A 21,909-nucleotide genomic window follows, 5' to 3' on the forward strand; every position below is an offset into this window, starting at 1 on the left:
GAGTGGCTCACTTTCGGTTACGGGCACGGAGCGCCCGGTCGGAGACGGTCAGTGCGACGAGCACCAGACCGAGGACAACGGAGACGGCGGCCATCAGATGCAGTCCGCCGTCGCTCGCCCGCTGCCCGTAGGCGAGGGCGATGAGGCTGGAGGCCGTGATGGCGCCGATGTACTGAGCGGTCCGCTGGAGGCCGGCGGCCGAGCCGACCGCGTCGGCGGGGGCGTACTGGTAGACGGCGGCCTGGTTGCTGGTGCCGATCAGCCCCTGCGGGATGCCGAAGCAGGCCCCGGTGAGGAGCAGTACGGCGACCGGGGTGGCGCCGGTGGCGAGGATCAACAGGGCGCTGCCCGCCGTGACCAGTACGGCGGCGGTGGTGAGCGGCGCCCGGATCCCCTTCGTACGGGCTCCGAGCAGCGAACACACCAGCGCGGCCACGGACATGGGAAGCATCAGCAGACCGGTGTGCAGGGAGGAGAAGCCGCGACCCTCCTCCAGCCACTGGGTGAATCCGTACATCACGCAGTAGATGACGAGATAGCTCAGGCCGTGCCGGAGATAGGTGCGGGCGAGTGCGTGGTTGCGGCCGAGCATCCGCAGATCGATGAAGGGGTTCGGGCACCGCAGCTGCCACCAGGTGAGGACGGCGGCGAGTACGGCGACGGGGCCGAGCAGCCACCACACCGGGTGGGACAGGTCGAGGAGGAAGAAGACGAGGGCGGTGAGGGTGCCGGTGAAGAGCACGATGCCGAGCGGGTCGAGCCCGGCGGGTTCGCGCGTCGCGCCGGCGGCCACCGGCCGGCCGTCGTCCTTGGGGATCCACCACATGGCGCAGACGAACGCGATGAACGCGAGCGGCACATTGATGGCGAAGATCGCCCGCCAGCCCCAGGTGGCGACGAGCAGCCCGCCGAGGGTGGGGCCGACCGCCGCGCTGCCGAGCGCGGCGAAGGAGAGGCGGCCAAGGACGGTACGGGGGGTGGGGCGGCCGAGTCTGCGGGACTCGGAGCGCAGTACGGCCATGGCAGCCGGATAGGCGGCGGACGTGCCGATTCCGAGAAGCAGCCTGGAAGCGATCAGCCAGCCGAAGCCGGGGGCGACAGCACCGACGAGCCCGGAGGCGGCCACGATGGCGAGCCCGGCGAGGAAGACCCGGCGCGGCCCGATGGAATCGGCGAGCCTGCCAAGCACGGGCTGGGCTACGGCGCTGGCCAGGTAGAGCACGGACACCAGCCAGACGGTGCTGGAAGCGCCGATCCCGAAGTGATGGCCGATCGACACCAGGGCGGTGGAGATCATGGTGGTGTTGAGCGGATTGAGCAGCGAGCCGAGCAGCAGGGGGGCGGTGAGGCGGGCCCCGAATCCGGCGCTGGGGGCGGGGCCGGTGGCGGCGGCGAGGGCCGGGCCGGTGCCCCGACGGTTGCCCGTGACCGGGTCCGCACCTGTACCTGTGTCCGCGCCTGTACCTATGTCCGCGTCCGCGCCTATGCCCGCATCCGTCACCTCTGCACCAGCCGTTCGAGCAGTGCGACGGCGTCGGTGAGCGTGCGCCGCTCCGCCGGGTCCAGTTCATCGCTGATGGCGAGCGCGAGCCAGCCCTGCTTGTCGGCGCGTACGCCTTCGAGCGTGCGGCGGCCGAGATCGGTGAGCGACATGACCGACTGCCGCCCATCCGTCGGATCGGGGGCGCGCTCCACCAGGTCACGGGCTTCCAGGGCGGCGACGGTCAGCCGCATGGACTGGGGCCTGACGAGTTCGGCGCGGGCCAGGGCGGCCGTGGTCATCGAGCCCTCCCGGTCCAGCAGGGAGAGGGCCGACCGCTGGGAGTGCGTCAGCTCAAGCCCGGGAGACGTCCGCCGCAGCCGCCGCGCGACGTGCCCGAGAGCGACCGCGAGCTCCGCTGCGATCTGCTCGGGGGTGGGGTCGTCGTGAGAGGTGGCCATGACCCCACCGTAAAAGTTAGACAGGCAGCCTTGCAAGTTTCCCTGTCCAACTACTTTCCACACACCCCGGTCGCATCAGCGTGGCGTTCCGGCCGCCGGGTACCCGTACTCACATGGACTTCCATCCGAAAGCGCTGCTGGCAGTCGTCGCGCTCGCACTTCTGGCAATGCTTGCGGTCACGGTCGCCCTCGCCGTACGCCTGTTCCGCGCCCGGCGCTTCCTGCGCGAGGCGGGCATCCCGCTGCAGAACAAGCTCGCCTTCTGGGGTGCGCTGATCTACACGATCAGCCCGGTGGACCTCCTCCCCGATCCGGTCTACCTGGACGACATCGGCGTCCTGCTGCTCGCACTGCACTCACTGGAGCGGGCGGCCCGCCGGGGAGTCCCGCGGAAGCAGCCTGGGCACCCGGAGGACAAATTTGGCACGGTAGGGCCGCCCGCTCAGTAATCGGAAGTGGCCGGATCTTCTCGTGAAGGGATCCCGCCGCCTGCAAGGGATCTCATGGCCGCCAGGTAGCACGGCCGCTAGGGTTGGAGCATGACCGCGCTCCCCGACTGGATGCTTCCGCCTCGCGCCGAGGGCTGGTTCGCGGAGGATTTGGACCGGCTGCCGGAAGCACCACGCCACACCGAGCTGATCGACGGAGCACTCGTCTTCATGATGTCCCCGCAGCGGTCCTGGCACGGCCGTGTCGTCACTGGCCTGACCACGGCACTGATGCAGCAGGTGCCTGACGGTATCGAGGTCGAGCGGGAGATGACGATCCGCCTGGACGCCCGCAACCGTCCCGAGCCGGACCTTCTGCTGACCAGCGCTCCGTACGATCCGGACCGGACATGGTACGCACCGGCGGACGTGCTGCTCGTGGTCGAAGTCGTCTCACCCGAGTCCGCCCACCGTGATCGGACGGTCAAGCTGCGCAAGTACGCAGAGGCCGGGATCAGGCACTACTGGCGCGTCGAGGACGAGAGTTCCGTTCCCGTCGCGCACGTATACGAGTTGGACGGTCCGACCGGGACGTACGCCCCGGCCGGAATCGTGCGCGGCGTGCTGAGGCGGACCGTTCCCGTCACCGTCGAGATCGATCTGGACCGTATCGCACCCGGCAGAAAACCCTGATCTCAGGGGGATTCCGGGGGGCGTTGGACACCGCCCCCCGGCGACGCGCCGTTGGTCGCGCCACCGCCAGGGCGTACCAACCGCAACGGACCAACAAGCCTCTGAGTGGCCCTTCGCGAGGTACTCCCACGAGCTCCTCGACGGTCTCGCCGGGGTGGTGAACTTTTCCGCCGTTTCGATCATCGGATCCTGTGATGCGAGAAAACGGAAGGGGACACCATCCACAGACGGGGAGTTGAGGAGTTGGCGTGTGACGTGCCGCATGACACGTCCGCGCAGCAGCGCAGTTGGGGAGTACATGCCCTCCCCGGGCCCCTGATCAACTGACCGGCCGACCGCTGGAACCTTCTGCCCCCCGGACGCCGTCCTTCCCACCGTACGGGCCCGCACCGCGCCGTCCCGTGCTGCCCGCCGCGGCCACCGTGCCGCCCGTCCATGACACAGGACAGACCCAAAGTGAACTCCATGGCTTCTTCCGACACCCTCGACACCCTCGAAAGGACCAGCACCCTCGACACCGTCGAAACCATCGACGACATACGCCGCCGCTTCTTTCCCGTGCGGCTCCCGGGCGCGGGCAGCGGAACCGGCCGGTGCGTCGATGAAGCGACGTTCCGGGAGGCGGTGGGACAGATCTACGCGTCCGTCTTCCCCGACCGGGAGGCCTACCCGTACCGCCCCAAGTCGGAGGAACTGGCCGCGGAATACCGGACGCTCCACCAGGAGCGGATCCTCATCGAGGACGGCGAGGGAAAGGTGATGGGGTGGATGAAGGGCCGCATGGCGGACCCCGACACCTTCTACCTGGGCACCAGCGGGATGCTGCCCGAATACCGCGCGCAGCGCGTCGCCGCCCTCTGCTACGTCAAGCTGCTGGAGTACTTGCAGGCGCTCGGATACGAGCGGGTGACGTCCGAGCACCACCCGAGCAACCGCAGCGCGATGATCTTCCAGCTCAAGCACGGCTTCAGCATCGAGGGCATGAGCCTGGACGAGCGCTGGGGACCGATGGTCAAGATGGTGCGCTTCTTCGACAAGGACCGCCAGGACGAGTTCGACCGGCGCTTCGGCTTCGAGCAGTACCCGAAGGGTGCCTGACCCCGCCCTCCGCCCGCGCGCCTCGGCCGGCGCGCCTGATCCCCCCGACAGGACACCCCGCCACCACCTCCGGTGAACGAGCGGCGGCTCCGTACCGAGCCGCCGCCCCGGGGCGTGCCCGGCACAGGGCACCGTCCACGCTCCACGCCCCCCCACACTCAGCAACCCGATGAGGAAGCGTGCACATCACCTACCTGCTCGCCACCGGCAGCAACGCGATCTACGACGGAAAGTACAGCCAGCACGGGCGCTTCCACACCTACGGCCAGCAAAGCTTCGTCCTCGACCTGATCGGGACCATGAGCAGAGCGGGCCACACCGTACTGCTCATCGTCGACACCCCCGACAGCTTCGCGCTGACCTCGACGTTCCGCGGCATGGACTCCGTCACCGTGACGGAGGAGATCGATCCGTCGGGCAAGACCGATCTGATCCTGGTCGACGAGGTGCCCGACGAGATGCTGATGCACTTCGATGAACGCATACCGGCGTTCAGGATCGTCCACCACGCGGGCCGCCGCTCGTCCGACTACCTCGTCTCGCGGTGCGCGCGCTTCCTCTGCATGACGGAGAACGCGCTGTCACTGCAGCAGAAGTACCTTCCCGCGGACCGGGCGGTCCTCCTCCACCAGGGCATCGACCTGGAGCGCTTCCCCGCCGTTCTCACCACGAGCGGCGCGCGGCGGCCCCGGGTCCTGCTCTACTGCCGGATGGACTCCGGGCGCGAGGCCCTCCTCGGCCGGATCATCGAGAACATGGACCGCGAGGAGCTGCTCGTGTACGTGGCGGGCGACGGCCCGGGGTTCTGGGACACGAGCGACCGCTTCGGCAGCGAGATCATCCTCATCAACCACGTTCCGTGCCAGTCGATACCCAACCTGCTCGGGGAGATGGACGTGGTCATCTCGCTCGGACGCGGTGCGATGGAGGCCATGGCGACGGGCATTCCGACCCTCTGCGCGGGCCACCACTACGCCGGCCCCGTCACGGCGGACAACATCGCCTCCCTCCTGCGGTACAACCTCACCGGCGCCGACAGCGACCGCGACCCGTCCCTCGTCATGACGGACATCCGCGAGGCACTGGACAGCGACCGGCAGGCCGTGCGAGCGCTGGCGGAGGAACGGCTGTCGGCCGGTGCCTTCGTGGAGGGAGTCTCCGGCCTGTACGCGCAGGTCGCCGGATGACGGACGGGACAACGGGCGGGACGACGGACGGGTCAGCGGACGGGGCGGCACGCGGGCCGGGCGGACCAACGGACGGGGCAGCACGCGGAACGGCCGAAACCACCCCGGCCGGGACGACCCGCCCGACCCCGGGTGTACGGGCGCCGGGGCTCCTGGCGTCCCGCAATCCACGGCTGTACTACGCCGGGTTGATCGTGTCCCAGATCGGCACCAACACTCAGCTCGTGGCGCTGGGCTGGTTCACGTACCAGCTCAGCCACAACGCCCTGGCGCTCGGCGTCGTCACCGCAGCGCCGATCTTCACGATGCTGCTGTTCAGCCAGGTGGGCGGCCTGGCCGCCGACCGCTTCCCGCCGCGCCGGGTTCTGCTGTGCACCCACTCGCTGCTGGCTCTGCTGACCCTGCTGCTCAGCATGTTGGCGCGCAGCGGCTCACTCGCGGTGTGGCACCTCGTGGCGGGCGCGCTCTGCGTCGGCACCATCAACGCGATCGGTCTGCCGACGGAGCAGGTCTTCGTCTCGGAAGTCGCGGGCGATGCCCTGCTCAGGCGGGCGGTCACGCTCAACAACGTCATCCTCAACCTGTCGTTGGTCGTCGGCTCCTCCCTGGCGGGCCCTCTCATGGGAGCGGTGGGCCTGGGCGGGGTGATGCTGCTGAACGGGCTCTCCTATCTGACGATGCTCACCGCGCTCCTCCTCGTCCGCCCGGCACAACTCCACGTCCGTCCCCGCCGTACGGGCGGGCGCCCCCGGGTGCGCAGCGCGTGGGGGTACGTGTGGCACAGTCCCGGCCTCACGCTTCTGCTGCTCGTCATCGGTACCGTCGGCCTCTTCGGCACGAGTCTCCCCTCTCTGCTGCTCCTGCTGACTTCCACCGAACTCACGGCGCAGGCCGGGGCGTACGGCATCCTGCTCGCCGTCATCTCGGTCGGCTCCCTCGTCGGGGGCTGGCTGACCTGGCGCACCAATGTCGTGCTGGGCACGGTGCTGGTGGGCAGCCTGCTGCTCGGGGTACTCGAACTCGCCACCTCGGCCATGCCGTCCCTGCTGACCCTGGGCCTCGTGCTGCTGCCGGTCGGGGTGGTCTCCCTCGTCCTGCGGGCGGGCCTGCTCAGCCTGGCGCAGCTCCAGACGCTGCCGGAGTTCCGCGGCCGGGTGATGGCGATCTTCCAACTCGTCTACCGGGCGGGCTGGTTCCTCGGCACCCTTGCCGCGACCTGGGTGGCGCAGACATGGGGCCCACGTCCGGCGATCGCGCTGGGCGGGGCTGCGGTGACGTTGGTCGTCGCTGCGATCGTCCTGGTGATGACGGCGTCCCGCGCGATGTCGGTGTCGCTGGTCGGACGGCGGGGCCCCCGCGTCAGCATCGCCCTCGTGCCGGAGCCCGAGGGCCGCCACCGGCGTCCTCCGCGCCACCTGGCCGCGGATTCCTGAGGGCGGCGGGCTGGCGGGCGTCGCCATGAGCGCGTCGCGCCGGGAACCACGCGGAAATCTGACCAACTGGGAAGGGTATCCGGGCGCGACATCGGGCGATTATGCTCGCGCAGTATCGCAGGCCCGATTGTGGCCGGCCCAGGGGAAATCAACGCGTGCGCGATCCCTTTTCACCGTTCCTGTTTCCCCGTTCCTGCTCGCGAGCAGACCGGCGTAGCACGACGGGGTTTTCGCGCCGACGCTGTGAGACACGACGCCGGAAAGGCATTTCCGGATGCCTCCTCCCTTTCTCCGAATACGGAACAGCGATAACGGAAATGGCCGGATCGGTCCGACCGGTCCGGCCGGTGCGACCGGCACCTGCCGCCGGTCTCGACAGATTCGACGAAGTGAGGACGGACTCGATGAAGAAGCGGACGGTCTCCGCATTCCGGCGTGTCGCGGCGGTATCTGCCGCGGTGACGCTTCTCTCAATCGGCGTCGCGGGTTCCGCCACCGCCTCCGAAGCCGCCACCCCGGACTGCCAGGCCACCACCGTCACAGTCCCGCTGGGCTCGGGCACCGGGCACATGTGGGGCGAGCTGTGCCGTCCGGCCGGGACGTCACCGGGCACCGTGGTGGCGATGGTGCACGGCGCCACGTACAACCACAACTACTGGGACTTTCCTTATAAGCCGGGCACCTACTCGTTCAGCCGGATGCTGAACCGGGCCGGGTACGCCACCTTCGTCGTCGACCGGCTCGGCACGGGGAACAGCACAGTCCCGCCGAGCTCCCAGCTGAACCTGACCGTCGAGGCCGGACAGATGCACAAGGTCGTACAGGACCTGCGGGCCGGCCGAATAGGCGGAACCGCCTTCAGCAAGGTGGTGATGGGCGGTTACTCCCTCGGCTCCGCGGTGTCGGAGATCGAGGCCTCGACGTACCACGACGTCAACGCGTTGCTGGTCACCGCCCTGGGCCACTACAACAACCCGGCGGGCACCCAGGCGATCATCGACAACGGCCAGGACCCGAACACCGACCCGGTGATCGGCGGCCGGCACCAGTACGACGCGGGCTACGCCACCACCAAGCCCGGCAGCCGCAAGACCGTCTTCTACGCCGACCAGCCGATGGACCCGGGTGTGCTCGCCACGGACGAACTCACCAAGGACGCCAATGTCTTCGGCGAGGCGAGCGACCCGCTGATCACCGATCCGTCGGTCAGCAAGGCGATCAACGTCCCGGTCATGTTCGCCCTCGGCGACCACGACCCGCTGATGTGCGGCGCCGGCTACGAGGACTGCACGTCCACGGCGGCCCTGCGCGCCCAGGAGGCGCCGTTCTGGACCTCCGCGCCCAGCTTCGAAGCGCTCCTGCTCCCGAACTCCGGGCACGGCCTGAACCTGGTGCCGGACACCGGCATCTACCAGACGGCGGCCAGGTGCTGGCTGGACCGGGTCGTCGGACACGGATGACAGCCGTCCGGCTCCCGGAGCGCACCGGGAGCCGGCACTGAACCGGAGCCCCCGGTCCACCGTGCCCAGTGGCACGGCGCCCGGGGGCTCGGGTCCGGACGCGGCGACCGGACGGACACACGGATGCCCGCGGGCCCCGGTCCGGGCGCGGCGCCGTACACACGAATGCCCGACGGCCCCCGGTAAGGGTGCCATCGGGCAGGACGTGCCCCCACTGACATCGAGCGGAGCTCAGGCCGCCGACGGGGTCACCCGCTCATCCGGCCGGCTCGTCTCCGTCCGACCCGGGCGACCGGTCCTTGAACAGGAACACCGCGTTGGCCGGGCAGACCCGCGCCGCTTCGCGTACGGAGTCGGCCAGTTCGGGTCCTGGCTCGGGCCGCAGTACCTCGGCGACCTCCGCGACGTCACTCATCCGGAAGACCTCGGGAGCGGCGTCCACGCAGTGGCCGTACCCCGCACAACGGGTCAGATCCACCTCGACGCGCGCCACCCGTCTCTCCCCGCCCGGCTCCCGGCGCAGCGGCATCAGAGCAGTACGCCCATGTTGCCGGGCAGGGTCTCGGGGTCGAGGACGACGCGGTGCTCGACGAAGCGGAGCCCCTCGTCCGTCCGCGTGAGGACGTCGTCGTAGCGTCCGCAGACATGGAAGCGGGACATTTCGATGCGGTCGGTGACGTACAGGACGACATACGCCTCGGCCTTGATCCGGCCGTCATCGGTCTCCCGGGCGCGCACGTTGGTGACGGTGTGCAGGGTGCGGGTCGGGTTGTGGCGCAGATAACCGTTCATATAGGCGGCCCGCTCCTTGAGAGCGCCCAGTCCCCGGTCGGTGTACCACCACATGCCGGTCGTCGAGACGTTGTTGTGCGTGCCGACGGCGTACAGCCCGGTGCCGAGGAACAGGGCGACCCAGTCATTGGGGCGCTTGTCGTCCATGGTCAGGGCGTAGGACACGTAATGGTCCTCGACCTCGCTGCGCAGGCCGGGTGAGGTCGATACCACAGTGGCCATAACGGCGTCGCGCCTTCCTTCCGTCGTCGGGCTGCTCACGACTCGTCCTGGAGGTACTGCTGGTAGACCCGGAAGAATTCGCGCTGCGAGTACTCGTCCCGGACGTCGGCGCCCTCACCGCCACGGCCGGGCGCGACCCCACGGGTGAAGAGGTTGTACTGGCCGCCCTCGCCGCGCACGCCGATCTGGCAGCGGGCTGCCGCCTCGGTGTCGTCGCAGCTGAGCTTGCCCCACGAGCCCTGGGTGTCGGCAAGGTTCTCCAGCAGCTCCTGCCGCGTCGCCTCGTCGTCCTCGATGTCCGAGTAGACGGTGATGTCGACCCGGGCGCTGTCGACACTGAGCGGGGTGACCGTCTGGATGTACCCGGCCTTCATGCCGCGCGGGGTGTCCTTGGGGCCGGGCTGGACGTCGAGGTTGGGGAAGAGCGCGAGCACTTCCTGCCGGATCTCCGGCGGCCCGCCGCCCTCGAAGCCCTCGAAGCCCTCCGGCGGCCCGCCGCCCTCGAAGCCCTCGGGCGGACCGGGCGGTCCCTGGGCGAGCATGCTGCTCCAGCCGACCGGCATGGTGCCGTCCGAGAAGTCCACGCCGCTGAAGCGCTGGAGGGCGCGGGCGTACTTCGGCGGGTCGAGGGGAGGGAAGGCCCACTGGAGGACCGAGTGCCCCGGCGCCGCGCCCCAGTTCCAGCCGCGCGCGGTGGTGCCGGCCAGCAGGTCGCGGATGCTGCGGTGGGTGAACTCGGCGTGATAGTCGTCCTGGAAGTTCTCGTGCCAGAACTTCCAGTTGCCCTGGTATATCCAGCTGTTGCGGCCGATCGGCTCGATGCCCTGCACATACGGCGCGAGGTGGTCGCTCATCTCGCCGAGGAAGTCGGTGAGTGACGGCACCGTCGGCCGGAGCGCGACGAAGACCAGGTCGTGGAAGGTGTCGCAGTGCACCGGTTTCAGGCCGTAGGCACCGCGGTCGAAGTCCGGTCCGTAGCCCTCCTCGTAGGGCACACCGGTGAGATCGCCCTTCAGATTGAACGCCCAGGCGTGGTACATGCACTTGAGAACCTGGCCCTGGTTGCCGCACCGCTCGCCGGTCAGGATCGCGCCCCGGTGGGTACAGGCGTTGTGGAACGCGCGGATCTCCCCGTCATTGCCCCGTATCACGAGCACCGGCTGATCGGCGATGGAAACCGTGAAGTAATCGCCGGGCTTCTTCAGATCACGGGTAAGGCAGGCGTAGTGCCAACTCCGGGCGAATATCCTTTCTTTCTCCAGCTCGAAGATCTTCTCGCTGGTGTAGATTTCCCGGTCCACCACCCCCGTGGCGAGATCGGCGCGAAAATCCGGGCTCAACTTCATGTTGCCACCTCCATATGGGCACGCGAACGTCGGCATGCCCGCACAAGATTCGTGACGATTGTGGCAACCGTGTGAGTTCATCGTCAATGATCAGCGAAGCGCCGGACCCCCTTGTCCGACTGGGGAAATTACCCAGTCGGACAAACGCCTGGAACATTTCCCGCCTTCATTGACAGGCGACGGATTCGCGATGACTCTCGGACGGGGCATCGACCTGCGCAGGAGAACACCGGCCGGCCTCGCCTCCAGCCGTTCCCGGACGCCGCCCGCAGGGGCGGGGCTGATGTTCCCGGCGCGCCCGCACCCACCCGACCTCGGAGTTCGTGATGTCTCTCTTCCGGCTGGACACCAGCATCCTCGGCACCCAGTCCAGCACCGGCACGCTCGCCGACCTCGTTGAGCAGGAGTGGCGCGCCGCCGCCCCGGACGTACCGGTGGTCCGACGCCACCTCGGTGAGGCCCCGCTGCCGCCGACCGCCTGGGCCGCCGCGGTGGCGACCCAGTTCGCTCCCCCGGACCGGCACACGCCCGAGCAGCGGGACGCCGTGGCGCTGGCCGCGTCGCTGGCCGACGAGCTGATCGCCGCCGACGCCATGATCTTCGCGGCGCCCCTCTACAACTTCGGTGTCTCCCAGCACCTGAAGACCTGGGTGGACCTCGTCATCACCGATCCGCGGATGGCCCCCAGCGGGGAGAAACCCCTGACGGGCAGACCGGCGGTGCTGCTGACCGCCCGGGGCGGCGCCTACGGGCCGGGGACCCCGCGGGACGGCTGGGACCACGCCATCGGCTGGATGCGCCGCATTTTCAGCGATGTCTGGAACCTGCGACTCACCGTGGTGGAACGCGAGTTGACCCTCGTCGGCTTCGATCCGGCGCTGGACCGGTTCACCGAGCTGGCCTCGCGCACCCGGATCGCCGCCGAGGAACAGGCCCGCGCGGCGGGCCGGGACCTCGCCCTGCTCCAGGGCGCCTTCCCCGGCTGATCCGCACCTGCCCACCACCACCCGACAAGGAGGACATCGTGCCCGCACGGACGGGGAAGCAGTACCTCGACAATCTGAAGTCGCTCAACCCCGAGATCTATCTCAACGGCCGCCGCATCGCGCACGTCACCGAGGAGCCGGTCTTCGCCGGCCCGCTGCGGACCATCGCGGAGCAGTACGACCTCCAGCTGGACCCGCGGTACGTCGACGTCTGCACCTATGTGTCCCCCACGACGGGTGAACGGCTGTCGCGCTCGTTCCAGCCGAGCCGGAGCAAGGAGGAACTGGTCGCCAAGCGGCGGCACTTCCAGCTACGCGCCGACCACACCTTCGGGATGATGGGCCGGACGCCGGACTTCATGAACGCCTTCGTCCTGGGCTGGAACACCAACGCGCCGGTTTTCGGTGAACTGGACGAGCGGTTCGGCGAGAACGCCCGCAGGTACTACGAGCGGGTACGGGACAACGACCTCTTCCTGACGCATGTGCTGATCAACCCGGCGATCGACCGGTCGAAGACCTCGTCCCAGCAGGAGGACCCGTTCCTGCACCTGGGGAAGGTACGGGAGACCGACGAGGGAATCGTCGTCCGCGGGGCGAAGATGCTCAGCACCATGGCACCGTTCGCGGAGGAGCTCGTGGTCGTCCCCTTCGGGGGCATCGCCCCGGGCGACGACGACTACGCGGTGGTGTTCGCGGTACCCATCGACACACCCGGGCTGAAGTTCATCTGCCGCGAACCCGTGGCACCGGCCGGACGGACGGAGTTCGACCACCCGCTCAGCAGCCGGTTCGAGGAGATGGACTGCATCGCCGTCTTCGACGATGTGCTGGTCCCGTGGGACCGGGTCGTCGTCGACGGCCGGCCCGGCAGCCGTGATCTGGTGAACCGGGTGCTCGGCAGCGACCCGAGTGTCCTGGTGGTCAACGGCGCCCGGAGCCTGGCCTCGCTGGAGCTGCTGTGCGGCATCGCGACGAAGATCGCCGACGCGACCGGGATCGACAACTTCCTGCATGTCCAGGAGAAGCTGGGCGACCTGATCTCCCGGCTCGACACCCTGCGGACGCTGTTCTACGGCGCCGAAGCCATGGCCGCGCCACTGCCCGACGGTACCTGGGTGCCGTATCTGCCGGGGATCATGGCCTTCCATATGCAGACCGCGCCGACGCACCGCCGGATGGTCGAGGTCATCCAGATACTGGCGGCGGGCAACTTCTTCTACGCGCCGTCCGGCGGGGACTTCGCCAACGAGGAACTGCGCCCGTTCATCGACCGGTTCGTGCGGGGCCGTCCGGGCGTCCCTGCGGAGGAGCGGGTCCGGCTGTTCAAGCTCGCCTGGGACGTGGCCGGCGACGGGTTCGGTCAGCGGCTCATGCAGTACGTGAACTACTACAGCGGCGACCCGGTGCGGCTGACCGCCGGGCTCTACCTGGGCGCGGACAAGACGGAGATCCACCGGGCGGTCGAACGGGCGCTGGCCGGCTCGGACCGGAGCCTGGAGATCCCGCTCTCGCCCGAGGTACTGGAAATGGCGGCCCCTCCCCCGCCGTCCAAGCCCCTCACCGGGATGTACCCGGCGAAGAGCCAGCCGTCGTCGTAGCGGCCGAGGCTATGTGCGAGCGGGGAATCTCCCCACTCGCACACTGCGGTCACCGGGCGGCCCGGAGACCGGAGCGTTAGCATTTACAGCCTCCGGCCACTTCCCGGCCGGCGCACGGCGGACACCTCGATTCCCGGCGCGGGCCGGGAACACGGAAGGACGACGATGGCGAGCACGGGCCGGTTGATCATCAGGGGCGTCGTCGGCGGACTGGCCATCGGCTTCGGCGGCCGGAAGCTGTTCGGCTGGTTCGGCGGCGCGGGCCACGAGCGGACGGCGGAGACCTTCGAGTCGTTCGGCTACCGCAACGGCCGAATGATGGCAACCATCGCCGGAGTCACCGAACTGGCCGCGGGCGTGGGCCTGGTGACCGGCACAGCCACCCCGCTGGCCGCGTCCGCCCTCATCGGGGAGATGGTCAACGCCGCGGCCGTGCACCGGCGGCAGGGCCTGTGGGCCGAGAACGGCGGCTACGAGTACCCGCTGGTACTGGCCACGGCCGCGACCTGCCTGGCCTGGGACGGCCCGGGACCGCTCTCCGTCGACCGCGCGCTCGGCCGCGAGCGGACCGGTCCCGCCTGGGGGCTGGGCGCTCTCGCACTCGGCGTCACCACCGGGACGGCCGTGTGGCGCCTGCTCCGCGACGAACAGAAGTGATCTCACGCTGCTCGGCTCCCGCGCGGGAGCCGAGCAGCGTCATCCCATCGGGTGAACGCGGCAGGGTGGTGCGGGCGGCCTGAACACCGGCCGGGCAGGGTGGAACCGCCCCCTCACAAATGGCGCGGGCGTGATGCCTGCCCTGGCGTGATCGGTGACCACGAACCGAGAGCGAGTACGTCATGCCTGCCCAGCGAACCGTCGCGCCCGAGTCGACAGCCGCGCGAGTGGCCCTGTGGCGGGCCATGCACGTCCAGGTGGACGAGCCCCCGCATGTCCTTGAGGACGAGATCGGTCTGGAACTCGTCGCGCCGGGTGAGAACTGGCGCCGCCGCCCCGACATGGGCAAGAACGCCACCAGCGGGTTCCGCGCGGGCGTCGTCGCCCGGGCGCGGTTCGTGGAGGACCTGGTCGCCGAACGGTTCGCCGACGGCGTGCGGCAGTACGTGATCCTCGGCGCCGGTCTGGACACCTTCGCCCAGCGGCAGCCGGAACGTGCCGCCGAGATGCGGGTGTTCGAGATCGACCAGTACGGCCCGCAGGAGTGGAAGCGGAAGCGGCTGAGCGAGCTCGGCTACGGCGTACCCGAATGGCTGCGGATGGTGCCGGTCGACTTCGAGGCGGACGAGGACTGGTGGGAGCGGCTGGTCGAGTCCGGCTTCGACCCGGGCCGGCCGGCGGTGCTGGCCAGCACCGGAGTCAGCATGTACCTCACCAAGGACGCGGTCGCGGACACCCTCGCCAAGGCGGCGAAGACGGCCCCGGGCTCGACCTTCGCCATGACCTTCCTGCTGCCGCCCGAGACGGTCACCGCCGATGGGGAGAGGCCGCGGCACCCGATCCGGTTCCGCAGCTGCTTCACCGCCGACGAGATGCTTCAACTGGCGCGCGAGGCCGGGTTCCGCGAGGTGCGGCACCTGTCGACGGCGGACCTCACCGAGCGCTACTTCACCGGGCGCCCGGACGGTCTGCTGCCGGAGGTCGGGGAGTCGTTCCTGCTGGCTCGGAGCTAGTGCCGCGGCAGGCACTAGGTGTACTGACCCGTGAGGTTGGGGACGCGGGGAAGTCCCGGCTGCGGATCAGTACGGTGGCCAGCGCGCCGCCCACCAGCGCCAGCAGCCCGCCGGCGAGCAGCACGGCGTTGAGGGAGTCGGCGTAGCCGGTGCGGATCGCGTCGGCCAGCGCGCCGCGGACGTCCGGCGGTGCGAGTGCCACCGCCTGATCGGCGGTCCCCCGGTGCACCGCACCGGTGATCTGACCGACCCGGCCGCGCAGCGCCGGGACTCCGGCCAGCCGCTGCTGGAGCGTCGTGTGCAGGGACGCCACGAAGATCGTGCCGTAGCAGGCGACCCCGACCGCGATACCGATCTGCCGGAAGGTCTGGTTGGCTCCCGAGGCCATCCCGGACCGCTGCGGCGGCACCACACCCACCGCCGTCGAGGCGAGCGGCGGATTGACCAGGCCGGCGCCGATGCCGGAGACGGCAAGTCCGGGTATGAGATGGGTCCAGTCGGACCCGGCGGTCAGGCCCCGCATCATCAGCAGTCCCGCGCCCACCAGGCCCAGACCCGGGCCGATCAGCCACCGCACCGGCACCCGGCTGCTCAGCCGGCCGGCGGCGAAGGCTGCGACGAAGGTGCAGGCGGAGCCCGCCAGCAGCCGGACACCGGTGACCAGCGGGCTGCCGCCGAGTCCGTTCTGCAGATAGAGCACGAGATAGAGGAAGACCGCGTACAGCGAGGCGTTCATCGCGAAGGCCGCCACCGAGCCGCCGGCAAAGGTCGGGATACGCAGCAGCGCCAGGCTGAACATCGGCTCCCGCACCCGCCGTTCGACCACCGCGAACGCCACCAGGCAGAGCACCGCCAGGCCGAGCCAGAGGGGCACGGCGCGCCCGCCCCAGCCGGCTTCGCCCGCCGTGATCAGCCCGTAGACCAGGCTGAACAGCCCGGCGGTCAGGGTCACCACGCCCGGCCAGTCGATCCGGCCGCTCCCCGGGGTGCGGGACTCGTCCACCCTGCACACCGTGATGACCAGCGCGGCGATACCGACCGGCACGTTCACCAGGAAGATGCCCCGCCAGCCGACGCTGCCGGTGAGCACACCGCCGAGTACCGGACCCAGACCGGTCGCGACGCCCGCGACCGCGCCCCAGACGCCGAAGGCGACCCCCCGCTGCCTGCCCTGGAAGGAACCGGCGAGCAGGGCGAGGGAGGTGGCCGACAGGATCGCGCCGCCGATCCCCTGTACCGCGCGGCACAGGACGAGCATCGACGCGTTCGGCGCGAGGCCGCAGAGCAGCGAGCCGCCGGTGAAGATCACCAGGCCGACGGCGAACACCCGCCGCCGGCCGTACTTGTCGGCGAGGAATCCGGCGGTGAGCAGCAGCGCGGCCAGCGTGAGGGCGTAGGCGTCCGTCATCCACTGCAGGCTGCCGAAGCTCGCGTCGAGCGCGTGCTGGATGTCCGGCAGGGCGACGACGACCACGTTGACGTCGATCAGCAGCATGAACATCGACGCGCACACCACCAGCAGCGTCCACCATCGGCGTTCCATCGGGCGGGGCCTCCTCGGTTCGCTCGCCGCCGATTCTGGCACCGGCGCCCCCGCGCGCGGGAAAACAGCCTGGCGCTTCGTCAACTCGTACAGGAGGGGCCGACTTGACGCACCCACGGCTCCTTCTTTGACTGCCGGCGCCCCCCGCACGAAATTCGGAGCCATGACCCCAACGAATACCGAGAGCCCGCTGTTGTTCGATGTCCGGGCGCGCATACAGATCGCCGCGACGCCAGCCGAGGTGTACGCGGTGGTCAGCGATTTGCCGCGGAGTACCGAGTGGAGCCCGGAGTGCACGGGTGGTGTGTGGGTGTCCGGCCGACCCGCGACGGTGGGCGCCGTCTTCCGCGGCGAGAACCTGCGTGCCGAGGACGTCGTCGCGTGGGCACCGGTCGTACGCGGCACCTGGCGCACCGAGTCGCAGGTGGTCACCGCCGAGCCCGGGCGAGCCTTCCGCTGGGCCATGCGGGACAGCACCGGGACCCCGCAGGACAGCGTCTGGTCGTACGAGATCACGCCGGACGGCGACGGCTGCGTCCTGGTGCACGGCCTGCGCATGGGCGCCGCGACCGAGGGGATCCGGGGGATCACCGCGGAGATGGACGAGACCACCAGGAAGAAGTTTTTCGCCGACTGGACCGGGAAGCTGGCCGGCGACCTTCAGGTCACGCTGCGCCGCATCAAGGCAATCGTCGAGAAGGCGTGACCGGGCGGAGGGGCGGAACATGCTGCTGCAACGAGTGGGAAATCGCGGAATCCGGCTGGGCACGCTCTTCGACCGGGCGGCCGCCCGCTATCCGGCCAACGTCGTGGCCCTCGACCACGATCTGGACCTGGCGCCCGAGCTGGGCCGTCGGCTGACCGTCGCCGAAACAGCGGACATGGTCGACGACTTCGCGTCCCGGCTGTGGGCGGCCGGGGTCCGCACGGGGGACCGGGTGGTCGTCTACAAGACGAACAGCTTCGACATCACCCTGCTGGCTTGCATGGTGGCCCGGATCGGCGCGGTGCCGGTGCTGCTGTCGCCGAAGCTCGACGGCGCGACCGTCGCCGAGCTGGTACGCCGGGTCGATCGGCCCTATCTCGTCACGGACCAGGCCAAGTTGGACGGCGAGCTGCCCGCCGCGGTCTTCGACCACGCGCGCCGGGTGCTGCTCGCCGCGGGCGACCACCCCGACGCGCTGCGGCTGCACGACCTGGCCGGTGCGAAGCGGGTGGCGCCGGTCACCGTGTCCGCCCACCATCCGACGCTGATCACTCACACGTCCGGCACCACCGGCCTGCCGAAGCTGGCCGTGCACACCGGGTGGACGCTGCAGGCCCGTTACCGGCCGCAGGCCGCTGCGGTCGCCCCGGTCCGCAAGCGGCGCCCGGTGGCGATGCATGTGTCCTTCGTGCACTCCCGGCTCTTCACCGCGATGGCCATCGCGCTGCTGCGCGGCTTCCCGCTCGTCCTGCTGGCCGACGACGACCCGCGGCGGACCGCCGACCTGTTCGCACGGCTGCGCCCGGGAGTGGTCGAGGCCCACCCCAACACGTTCATGCGGTGGGAGGAGTTGGCGGACGACCCGCGGCGGCCGCTGGCGCAGGTGAAGTACTTCAGCAGCACCTTCGACGCCATCCACCCCCGGACCGTGCAGCGGATGCTGCGGGCCTCCCGGCACCGGATGCCGCTCTTCGCCCAGCTCTACGGCCAGAGCGAGGCCGGGCCGGTGGTCGGGCGGGTCTTCACCCGTCGGCGCGGCAAGGGCGCCGACGGCCGCTGCGTCGGCCACGCGTTCCCCGGCATGACCACGGTCCGGGTGGTCAGCCGGGACGGGCAGCCGGTGTCCGAGGCGTCCCCCGGATACATCGAGGTCCGCACCAACGGCAGGGTCCTGACGTACCTGGGCGAATCCGAGCGGTACGCCAGGCAGGAGCACGACACCTGGTGGCGGATGGGCGACGTGGGCTACCGCACCCGGTGGGGCTGTCTGCACCTGCTCGACCGCGAGGTCGATGTCATCCCCGGCTTCGGCAGCACGCTGGCCGCCGAGGACGCCCTCTTCTCCGCACTGGACGAACTGGTGGAGGTCATCATCGTGCCCGGCCCGGACGGCACGGCGGTCCCGGTGGTGTGCACCCGGGACAACAAACCGCTCGACATGCTCGCGTGGGCCCGCGCCACGGCCGGACTGGCCCCGATGGCTGAGCCTGTCCAGTGGTGCCAGGCCGATCTGCCGCAGACCGCCACCACCAAGATCAAGCGGCTTGAGCTGGCCGAGGCGCTGAGCAACGGGAACCGGGGCCGATAGCAATGGCGAAGGTAGTCATCGCAGGCGGCGGCATCGGTGGGCTGGCCGCCGCGCTGAGCGTCGCGCGGCGCGGCCACGACGTGGCGGTGCTCGAACGCGGCGAGCACTTCGCCGAACTCGGCGCCGGGCTCCAGCTGGCGCCGAACGGGATGCACGCCCTGGCCCGCCTCGGGCTGGGCGCCGAGGTCCGGTCCCACGCGGTGCACGTGGACGAGCTGCGGTTGATGGACGGCGTCACCGGTGAGCACGTCACCAGCGTGCCCCTCACCGAGGGATACCGGCAGCGGTTCGACAACCCGTACGTGGTCGTGCACCGCGGCGAGCTCCACGGGCTGCTGCTCGCGGCCTGCCGTGACGCGGCGCGGATCGAGCTATGCCCGGGCCGGCCGGTCGCCGGGTACGAGCAGGACGGCACATCCGCGACGGCCGTCCTGGAGAACGGGGAGCGGATCACCGGTGACGCGCTGATCGGGGCGGACGGCATCCACTCCGCGCTCCGCGGGCAGCTGGTCGGCGACGGTCCGCCCCGTGTCTCCGGCATCACCGTCTACCGCGCGATCATCCCGATGGACCAGGTGCCGGAGCAGCTGCGGTGGAACGCCGTGACGTGGTGGGCAGGGCCCAGGTGCCACTTCGTGCACTACGCGATCGCGGGGGGCAAGTACCTCAACCTGGCGGCCAGTTACGACGGTGGCGCCACCCGGGCGCTCGCCGGCGTGCCGGTGGGAGAGCACGTCGTACATGACCTGTTCATGGTGCTCGACAAGACACCGCGGCAGCTCCTCGCCCTCGGTGAGGAGTGGAAGTCCTGGGTGCTGATCGACCGGGCACCGGTCGACGACTGGACCGACGGCCCGGTCGCCCTGCTCGGGGACGCGGCCCATCCGATGCTGCACTACGCGGCCCAGGGCGCCTGCCAGGCACTTGAGGACGCGGTGGTACTGGGCGACCTGCTGGACGGCGGCGGAGCGGATTTCGCCCGGTGCTTCGCGGAGTACAACCTTCTGCGGCGCGACCGCACCGCCGCGGTGCAGCGGATCTCCCGCGCGAGCATCGCGCTGTGGCACCCGGCCGGGGCGGCTGCCACGGCCAGGAACGAGGCGCTGTCCGGGATGTCGCCCACCGACCTGCACGACCGCCTCGCGTGGATGCACGGCGCACGGGACTTCACCGCAGCCCCGCCCGCCCTCCTTCGCCAGGAGGCGGCCCGGTGACCGGCCGGCACTTGAAGCTGTGCATCATCGGCGCCGGCCCCCGCGGCCTGTCCGTCCTGGAGCGGCTGTGCGCCAACGCCCGGCATGACCCGGGACTCCCCGCCATCACCGTGCACGTCGTCGACCCGGAGGCCCCCGGCGCCGGCGCCGTCTGGCGGACCGGGCAGTCCCGGCATCTGCTGGCCAACACCGTGGCCTCACAGATCACCGTCTACACGGACGCCAGCGTGCGCGCCGCCGGGCCGGTCGAGCCGGGTCCCAGCCTCCACACATGGGCACAGGACGTGGCGATGCTGGGGTCCCCGGCCGACCAAGACGAGGACATCCTCGCGGAGGCACGGCAGCTGGGACCCGACTCGTACCCCAGCCGGGCCCTGTACGGGCACTACCTCAGGGACGCCTTCCGCCGGGTGGTCTCCCTCGCCCCCGGCCATGTGCGCGTCCAGGTACACCGGTCGCGTGCCGTGGCCATGGCCGACACCCACGGCCTGCCCGGCGGCGCGCAGGGGGTCCGGCTGGAGAACCGGACCCGGCTCGACGACCTGGACGCCGTGGTGCTGGCCCAGGGCCACCTCCCGGCCCGGCTGACCCCGCGGGAGGAGCGGACGGCCAGCCTGGCCCGCATTCATCACCTCACCTATCTGCCGCCCGGCAACCCCGCGGACACCGGCCTGAACGCGGCGGCGCCGGGCCGCCCGGTGCTGCTGCGCGGCCTCGGGCTGAACTTCTTCGACTATCTGGCGCTGCTCACCGCCGGCCGCGGCGGCGTCTTCGTCCGCGACGGCGGCCGGCTGCGCTACCGGCCGTCCGGGGAGGAGCCCCGCCTCTACGCCTTCTCCCGCCGCGGGGTCCCCCACCACGCACGTGGGGAGAACGAGAAGGGCGCGTTCGGCCGGTACCGGTCCAGGCTGCTGACGCCCGGATTCCTCAACGGGCTGCGCCGCCGTACCCGCACGGGCGGCCAGGTCCGCTTCGGCACCGACCTGTGGCCGCTGATCTCACGTGAGGTCGAAGCGGTCTACTACGGCGCCCTGTTGGCGTCCCGGGGGCGGCAGGCAGAAGGGGACGGCCTCTCGGAGCGGTACGTGGCGCTGCCGGACCCGGTCGAGCGGGCCCGGGTGCTGGACGCCCACGGCATCGCCCCTGCGGACCGGTGGGACTGGGAGCGGATCGCCCGGCCATGCGCCGGTACGGAGTTCGGCGGGCGTACCGAGTTCCGGAGCTGGCTGCTGGCGTACCTCGCCCGGGACGTGGCGGAGGCGAAGGCGGGCAACGTCAGCGGGCCGCTGAAGGCTGCCCTGGACGTGCTCCGCGACCTGCGCAACGAGATCCGGCTCGCGGTGGACCACGGCGGCCTGGAGGGCGACTCGCACCGGGACGAGCTCGACGGGTGGTACACCCCCCTCAACGCCTTCCTCTCCATCGGCCCACCGGTGTCGCGCATCGAGGAGATGATCGCCCTCATCGAGGCGGGCGTCCTGGACGTCACCGGGCCCGGCACAGAGGTGCGTATCGACACCGCCGCACCGGGCTTCGTCGCCAACTCGCCCCTCGCCCCGGGGCCCGCGGTGCGGTCCGGGGTACTCATCGAGGCCCGGCTGCCCGTGCCCGACCTCCGCCGTACCGCGGATCCGCTCCTGCTCCATCTGCTGCGCACCGAGCAGTGCGCCGCCTACCGCGTCCCGGACGCCCACGGCGGCAGCCACGAGACCGGTGGGCTCGCCGTCACCGAGCGCCCCTACCGGCTGCTCGACGCGCGCGGGCAGGCCCACCCGCGCCGCTTCGCCTACGGCGTCCCCACCGAGGCGGTGCACTGGGTCACCGCGGCCGGTATCCGGCCCGGGGCCGACTCGGTGACGCTCGGCGACGCCGACTCCATCGCCCGAGCCCTGCTCGCCGTACCGCCGGTGGTACGTGAACCGGCCGCGGTCGGCCAGGTGAGCGACCCGACCGACCTGACGGGAGTACCGATATGACGGGAGTACCGATACCGGGAGTACC

The 21,909-nt window shown here is 70.6% G+C and carries 20 protein-coding genes; 14 read left to right on the forward strand and 6 right to left on the reverse strand.

Annotated elements, in window-relative coordinates:
• Positions 1-7: 7 nt before the first annotated feature.
• Positions 8-1,501 carry an MFS transporter gene (locus OG452_RS11280; protein WP_442809992.1) on the reverse strand — a complete coding sequence of 498 codons (1,494 nt, stop codon included), beginning with the start codon at positions 1,499-1,501 and terminating at the stop codon, positions 8-10.
• Positions 1,498-1,941 carry a MarR family winged helix-turn-helix transcriptional regulator gene (locus tag OG452_RS11285; protein ID WP_327295483.1) on the reverse strand — a complete coding sequence of 148 codons (444 nt, stop codon included), beginning with the start codon at positions 1,939-1,941 and terminating at the stop codon, positions 1,498-1,500. The genes OG452_RS11280 and OG452_RS11285 overlap by 4 nt, the downstream gene beginning before the upstream one ends.
• Positions 1,942-2,054: 113 nt before the next feature.
• Between OG452_RS11285 and OG452_RS11290 the strand changes: the two genes are divergently transcribed.
• The 6 genes from OG452_RS11290 to OG452_RS11315 all read left to right on the forward strand — a co-directional run bounded on the left by OG452_RS11290 (position 2,055) and on the right by OG452_RS11315 (position 8,240).
• Complete coding sequence (locus OG452_RS11290) at positions 2,055-2,390, forward strand: YkvA family protein (protein ID WP_327295484.1); 336 nt, start codon at positions 2,055-2,057, stop codon at positions 2,388-2,390.
• 90 nt (positions 2,391-2,480) lie between these two features.
• Entirely contained in the window at positions 2,481-3,062 is a 582-nt protein-coding gene (locus tag OG452_RS11295) for a Uma2 family endonuclease (protein WP_327295485.1), read from the forward strand.
• A 465-nt stretch (positions 3,063-3,527) separates the two neighbouring features.
• Complete coding sequence (locus OG452_RS11300; RefSeq protein ID WP_327295486.1) at positions 3,528-4,160, forward strand: GNAT family N-acetyltransferase; 633 nt, start codon at positions 3,528-3,530, stop codon at positions 4,158-4,160.
• A gap of 179 nt (positions 4,161-4,339) precedes the next feature.
• On the forward strand, positions 4,340-5,347 hold the full coding sequence (locus OG452_RS11305) for a hypothetical protein (protein WP_327295487.1): 1,008 nt from the start codon (positions 4,340-4,342) through the stop codon (positions 5,345-5,347).
• Positions 5,344-6,780, forward strand: coding sequence for an MFS transporter (locus OG452_RS11310; RefSeq protein ID WP_327295488.1), 1,437 nt, complete (start codon positions 5,344-5,346; stop codon positions 6,778-6,780). The genes OG452_RS11305 and OG452_RS11310 overlap by 4 nt, the downstream gene beginning before the upstream one ends.
• A 458-nt stretch (positions 6,781-7,238) precedes the next feature.
• Positions 7,239-8,240 carry an alpha/beta hydrolase gene (locus OG452_RS11315; RefSeq protein ID WP_327295489.1) on the forward strand — a complete coding sequence of 334 codons (1,002 nt, stop codon included), beginning with the start codon at positions 7,239-7,241 and terminating at the stop codon, positions 8,238-8,240.
• A 256-nt stretch (positions 8,241-8,496) separates the two neighbouring features.
• On the opposite strand, the gene OG452_RS11320 is transcribed toward OG452_RS11315, so the two are convergent.
• The 3 genes from OG452_RS11320 to OG452_RS11330 are packed head-to-tail and all read right to left on the reverse strand — an operon-like array spanning position 8,497 to position 10,600.
• Entirely contained in the window at positions 8,497-8,733 is a 237-nt protein-coding gene (locus tag OG452_RS11320; RefSeq protein ID WP_327295490.1) for a ferredoxin, read from the reverse strand.
• A 35-nt stretch (positions 8,734-8,768) separates the two neighbouring features.
• A complete protein-coding gene (locus OG452_RS11325; RefSeq protein WP_327295491.1) occupies positions 8,769-9,254 on the reverse strand; it encodes an aromatic-ring-hydroxylating dioxygenase subunit beta in 486 nt (161 codons plus the stop codon).
• Between the two features lie 35 nt (positions 9,255-9,289).
• Positions 9,290-10,600 carry an aromatic ring-hydroxylating oxygenase subunit alpha gene (locus OG452_RS11330; protein ID WP_327295492.1) on the reverse strand — a complete coding sequence of 437 codons (1,311 nt, stop codon included), beginning with the start codon at positions 10,598-10,600 and terminating at the stop codon, positions 9,290-9,292.
• Between the two features lie 326 nt (positions 10,601-10,926).
• Here OG452_RS11330 and OG452_RS11335 point away from each other — a divergent pair, with 326 nt between their 5' ends.
• The 4 genes from OG452_RS11335 to OG452_RS11350 all read left to right on the forward strand — a co-directional run bounded on the left by OG452_RS11335 (position 10,927) and on the right by OG452_RS11350 (position 14,857).
• Positions 10,927-11,586, forward strand: a complete 660-nt coding sequence (locus OG452_RS11335) for an FMN-dependent NADH-azoreductase (protein ID WP_327295493.1) — start codon at positions 10,927-10,929, stop codon at positions 11,584-11,586.
• 38 nt (positions 11,587-11,624) lie between these two features.
• Entirely contained in the window at positions 11,625-13,187 is a 1,563-nt protein-coding gene (locus OG452_RS11340) for a 4-hydroxyphenylacetate 3-hydroxylase family protein (protein WP_327295494.1), read from the forward strand.
• 165 nt (positions 13,188-13,352) lie between these two features.
• Positions 13,353-13,844 carry a DoxX family protein gene (locus OG452_RS11345; protein ID WP_327295495.1) on the forward strand — a complete coding sequence of 164 codons (492 nt, stop codon included), beginning with the start codon at positions 13,353-13,355 and terminating at the stop codon, positions 13,842-13,844.
• Between the two features lie 182 nt (positions 13,845-14,026).
• Positions 14,027-14,857, forward strand: coding sequence for a class I SAM-dependent methyltransferase (locus OG452_RS11350; protein WP_327295496.1), 831 nt, complete (start codon positions 14,027-14,029; stop codon positions 14,855-14,857).
• Here the strand turns inward: OG452_RS11350 and OG452_RS11355 are convergent.
• Positions 14,793-16,400, reverse strand: a complete 1,608-nt coding sequence (locus tag OG452_RS11355) for an MFS transporter (RefSeq protein WP_327295497.1) — start codon at positions 16,398-16,400, stop codon at positions 14,793-14,795. The two genes, OG452_RS11350 and OG452_RS11355, sit on opposite strands and share 65 nt — an antisense overlap.
• Before the next feature lie 163 nt (positions 16,401-16,563).
• Between OG452_RS11355 and OG452_RS11360 the strand changes: the two genes are divergently transcribed.
• The 4 genes from OG452_RS11360 to OG452_RS11375 are packed head-to-tail and all read left to right on the forward strand — an operon-like array spanning position 16,564 to position 21,884.
• Positions 16,564-17,106 (forward strand): SRPBCC family protein, encoded by a 543-nt coding sequence (locus OG452_RS11360; protein WP_327295498.1) that lies wholly within the window; start codon positions 16,564-16,566, stop codon positions 17,104-17,106.
• Between the two features lie 19 nt (positions 17,107-17,125).
• A complete protein-coding gene (locus OG452_RS11365; RefSeq protein WP_327295499.1) occupies positions 17,126-18,694 on the forward strand; it encodes a class I adenylate-forming enzyme family protein in 1,569 nt (522 codons plus the stop codon).
• Between the two features lie 2 nt (positions 18,695-18,696).
• Positions 18,697-19,908: an FAD-dependent monooxygenase gene (locus tag OG452_RS11370; protein ID WP_327295500.1), complete on the forward strand. Its 1,212-nt coding sequence runs from the start codon at positions 18,697-18,699 to the stop codon at positions 19,906-19,908.
• Positions 19,905-21,884 carry an FAD/NAD(P)-binding protein gene (locus OG452_RS11375; protein ID WP_327295501.1) on the forward strand — a complete coding sequence of 660 codons (1,980 nt, stop codon included), beginning with the start codon at positions 19,905-19,907 and terminating at the stop codon, positions 21,882-21,884. Before OG452_RS11370 ends, OG452_RS11375 begins: the two co-directional genes overlap by 4 nt.
• Positions 21,885-21,909 lie beyond the last annotated feature (25 nt).

Source organism: Streptomyces sp. NBC_01197 (genome assembly GCF_036010505.1).
GTDB lineage: Bacteria > Actinomycetota > Actinomycetes > Streptomycetales > Streptomycetaceae > Streptomyces.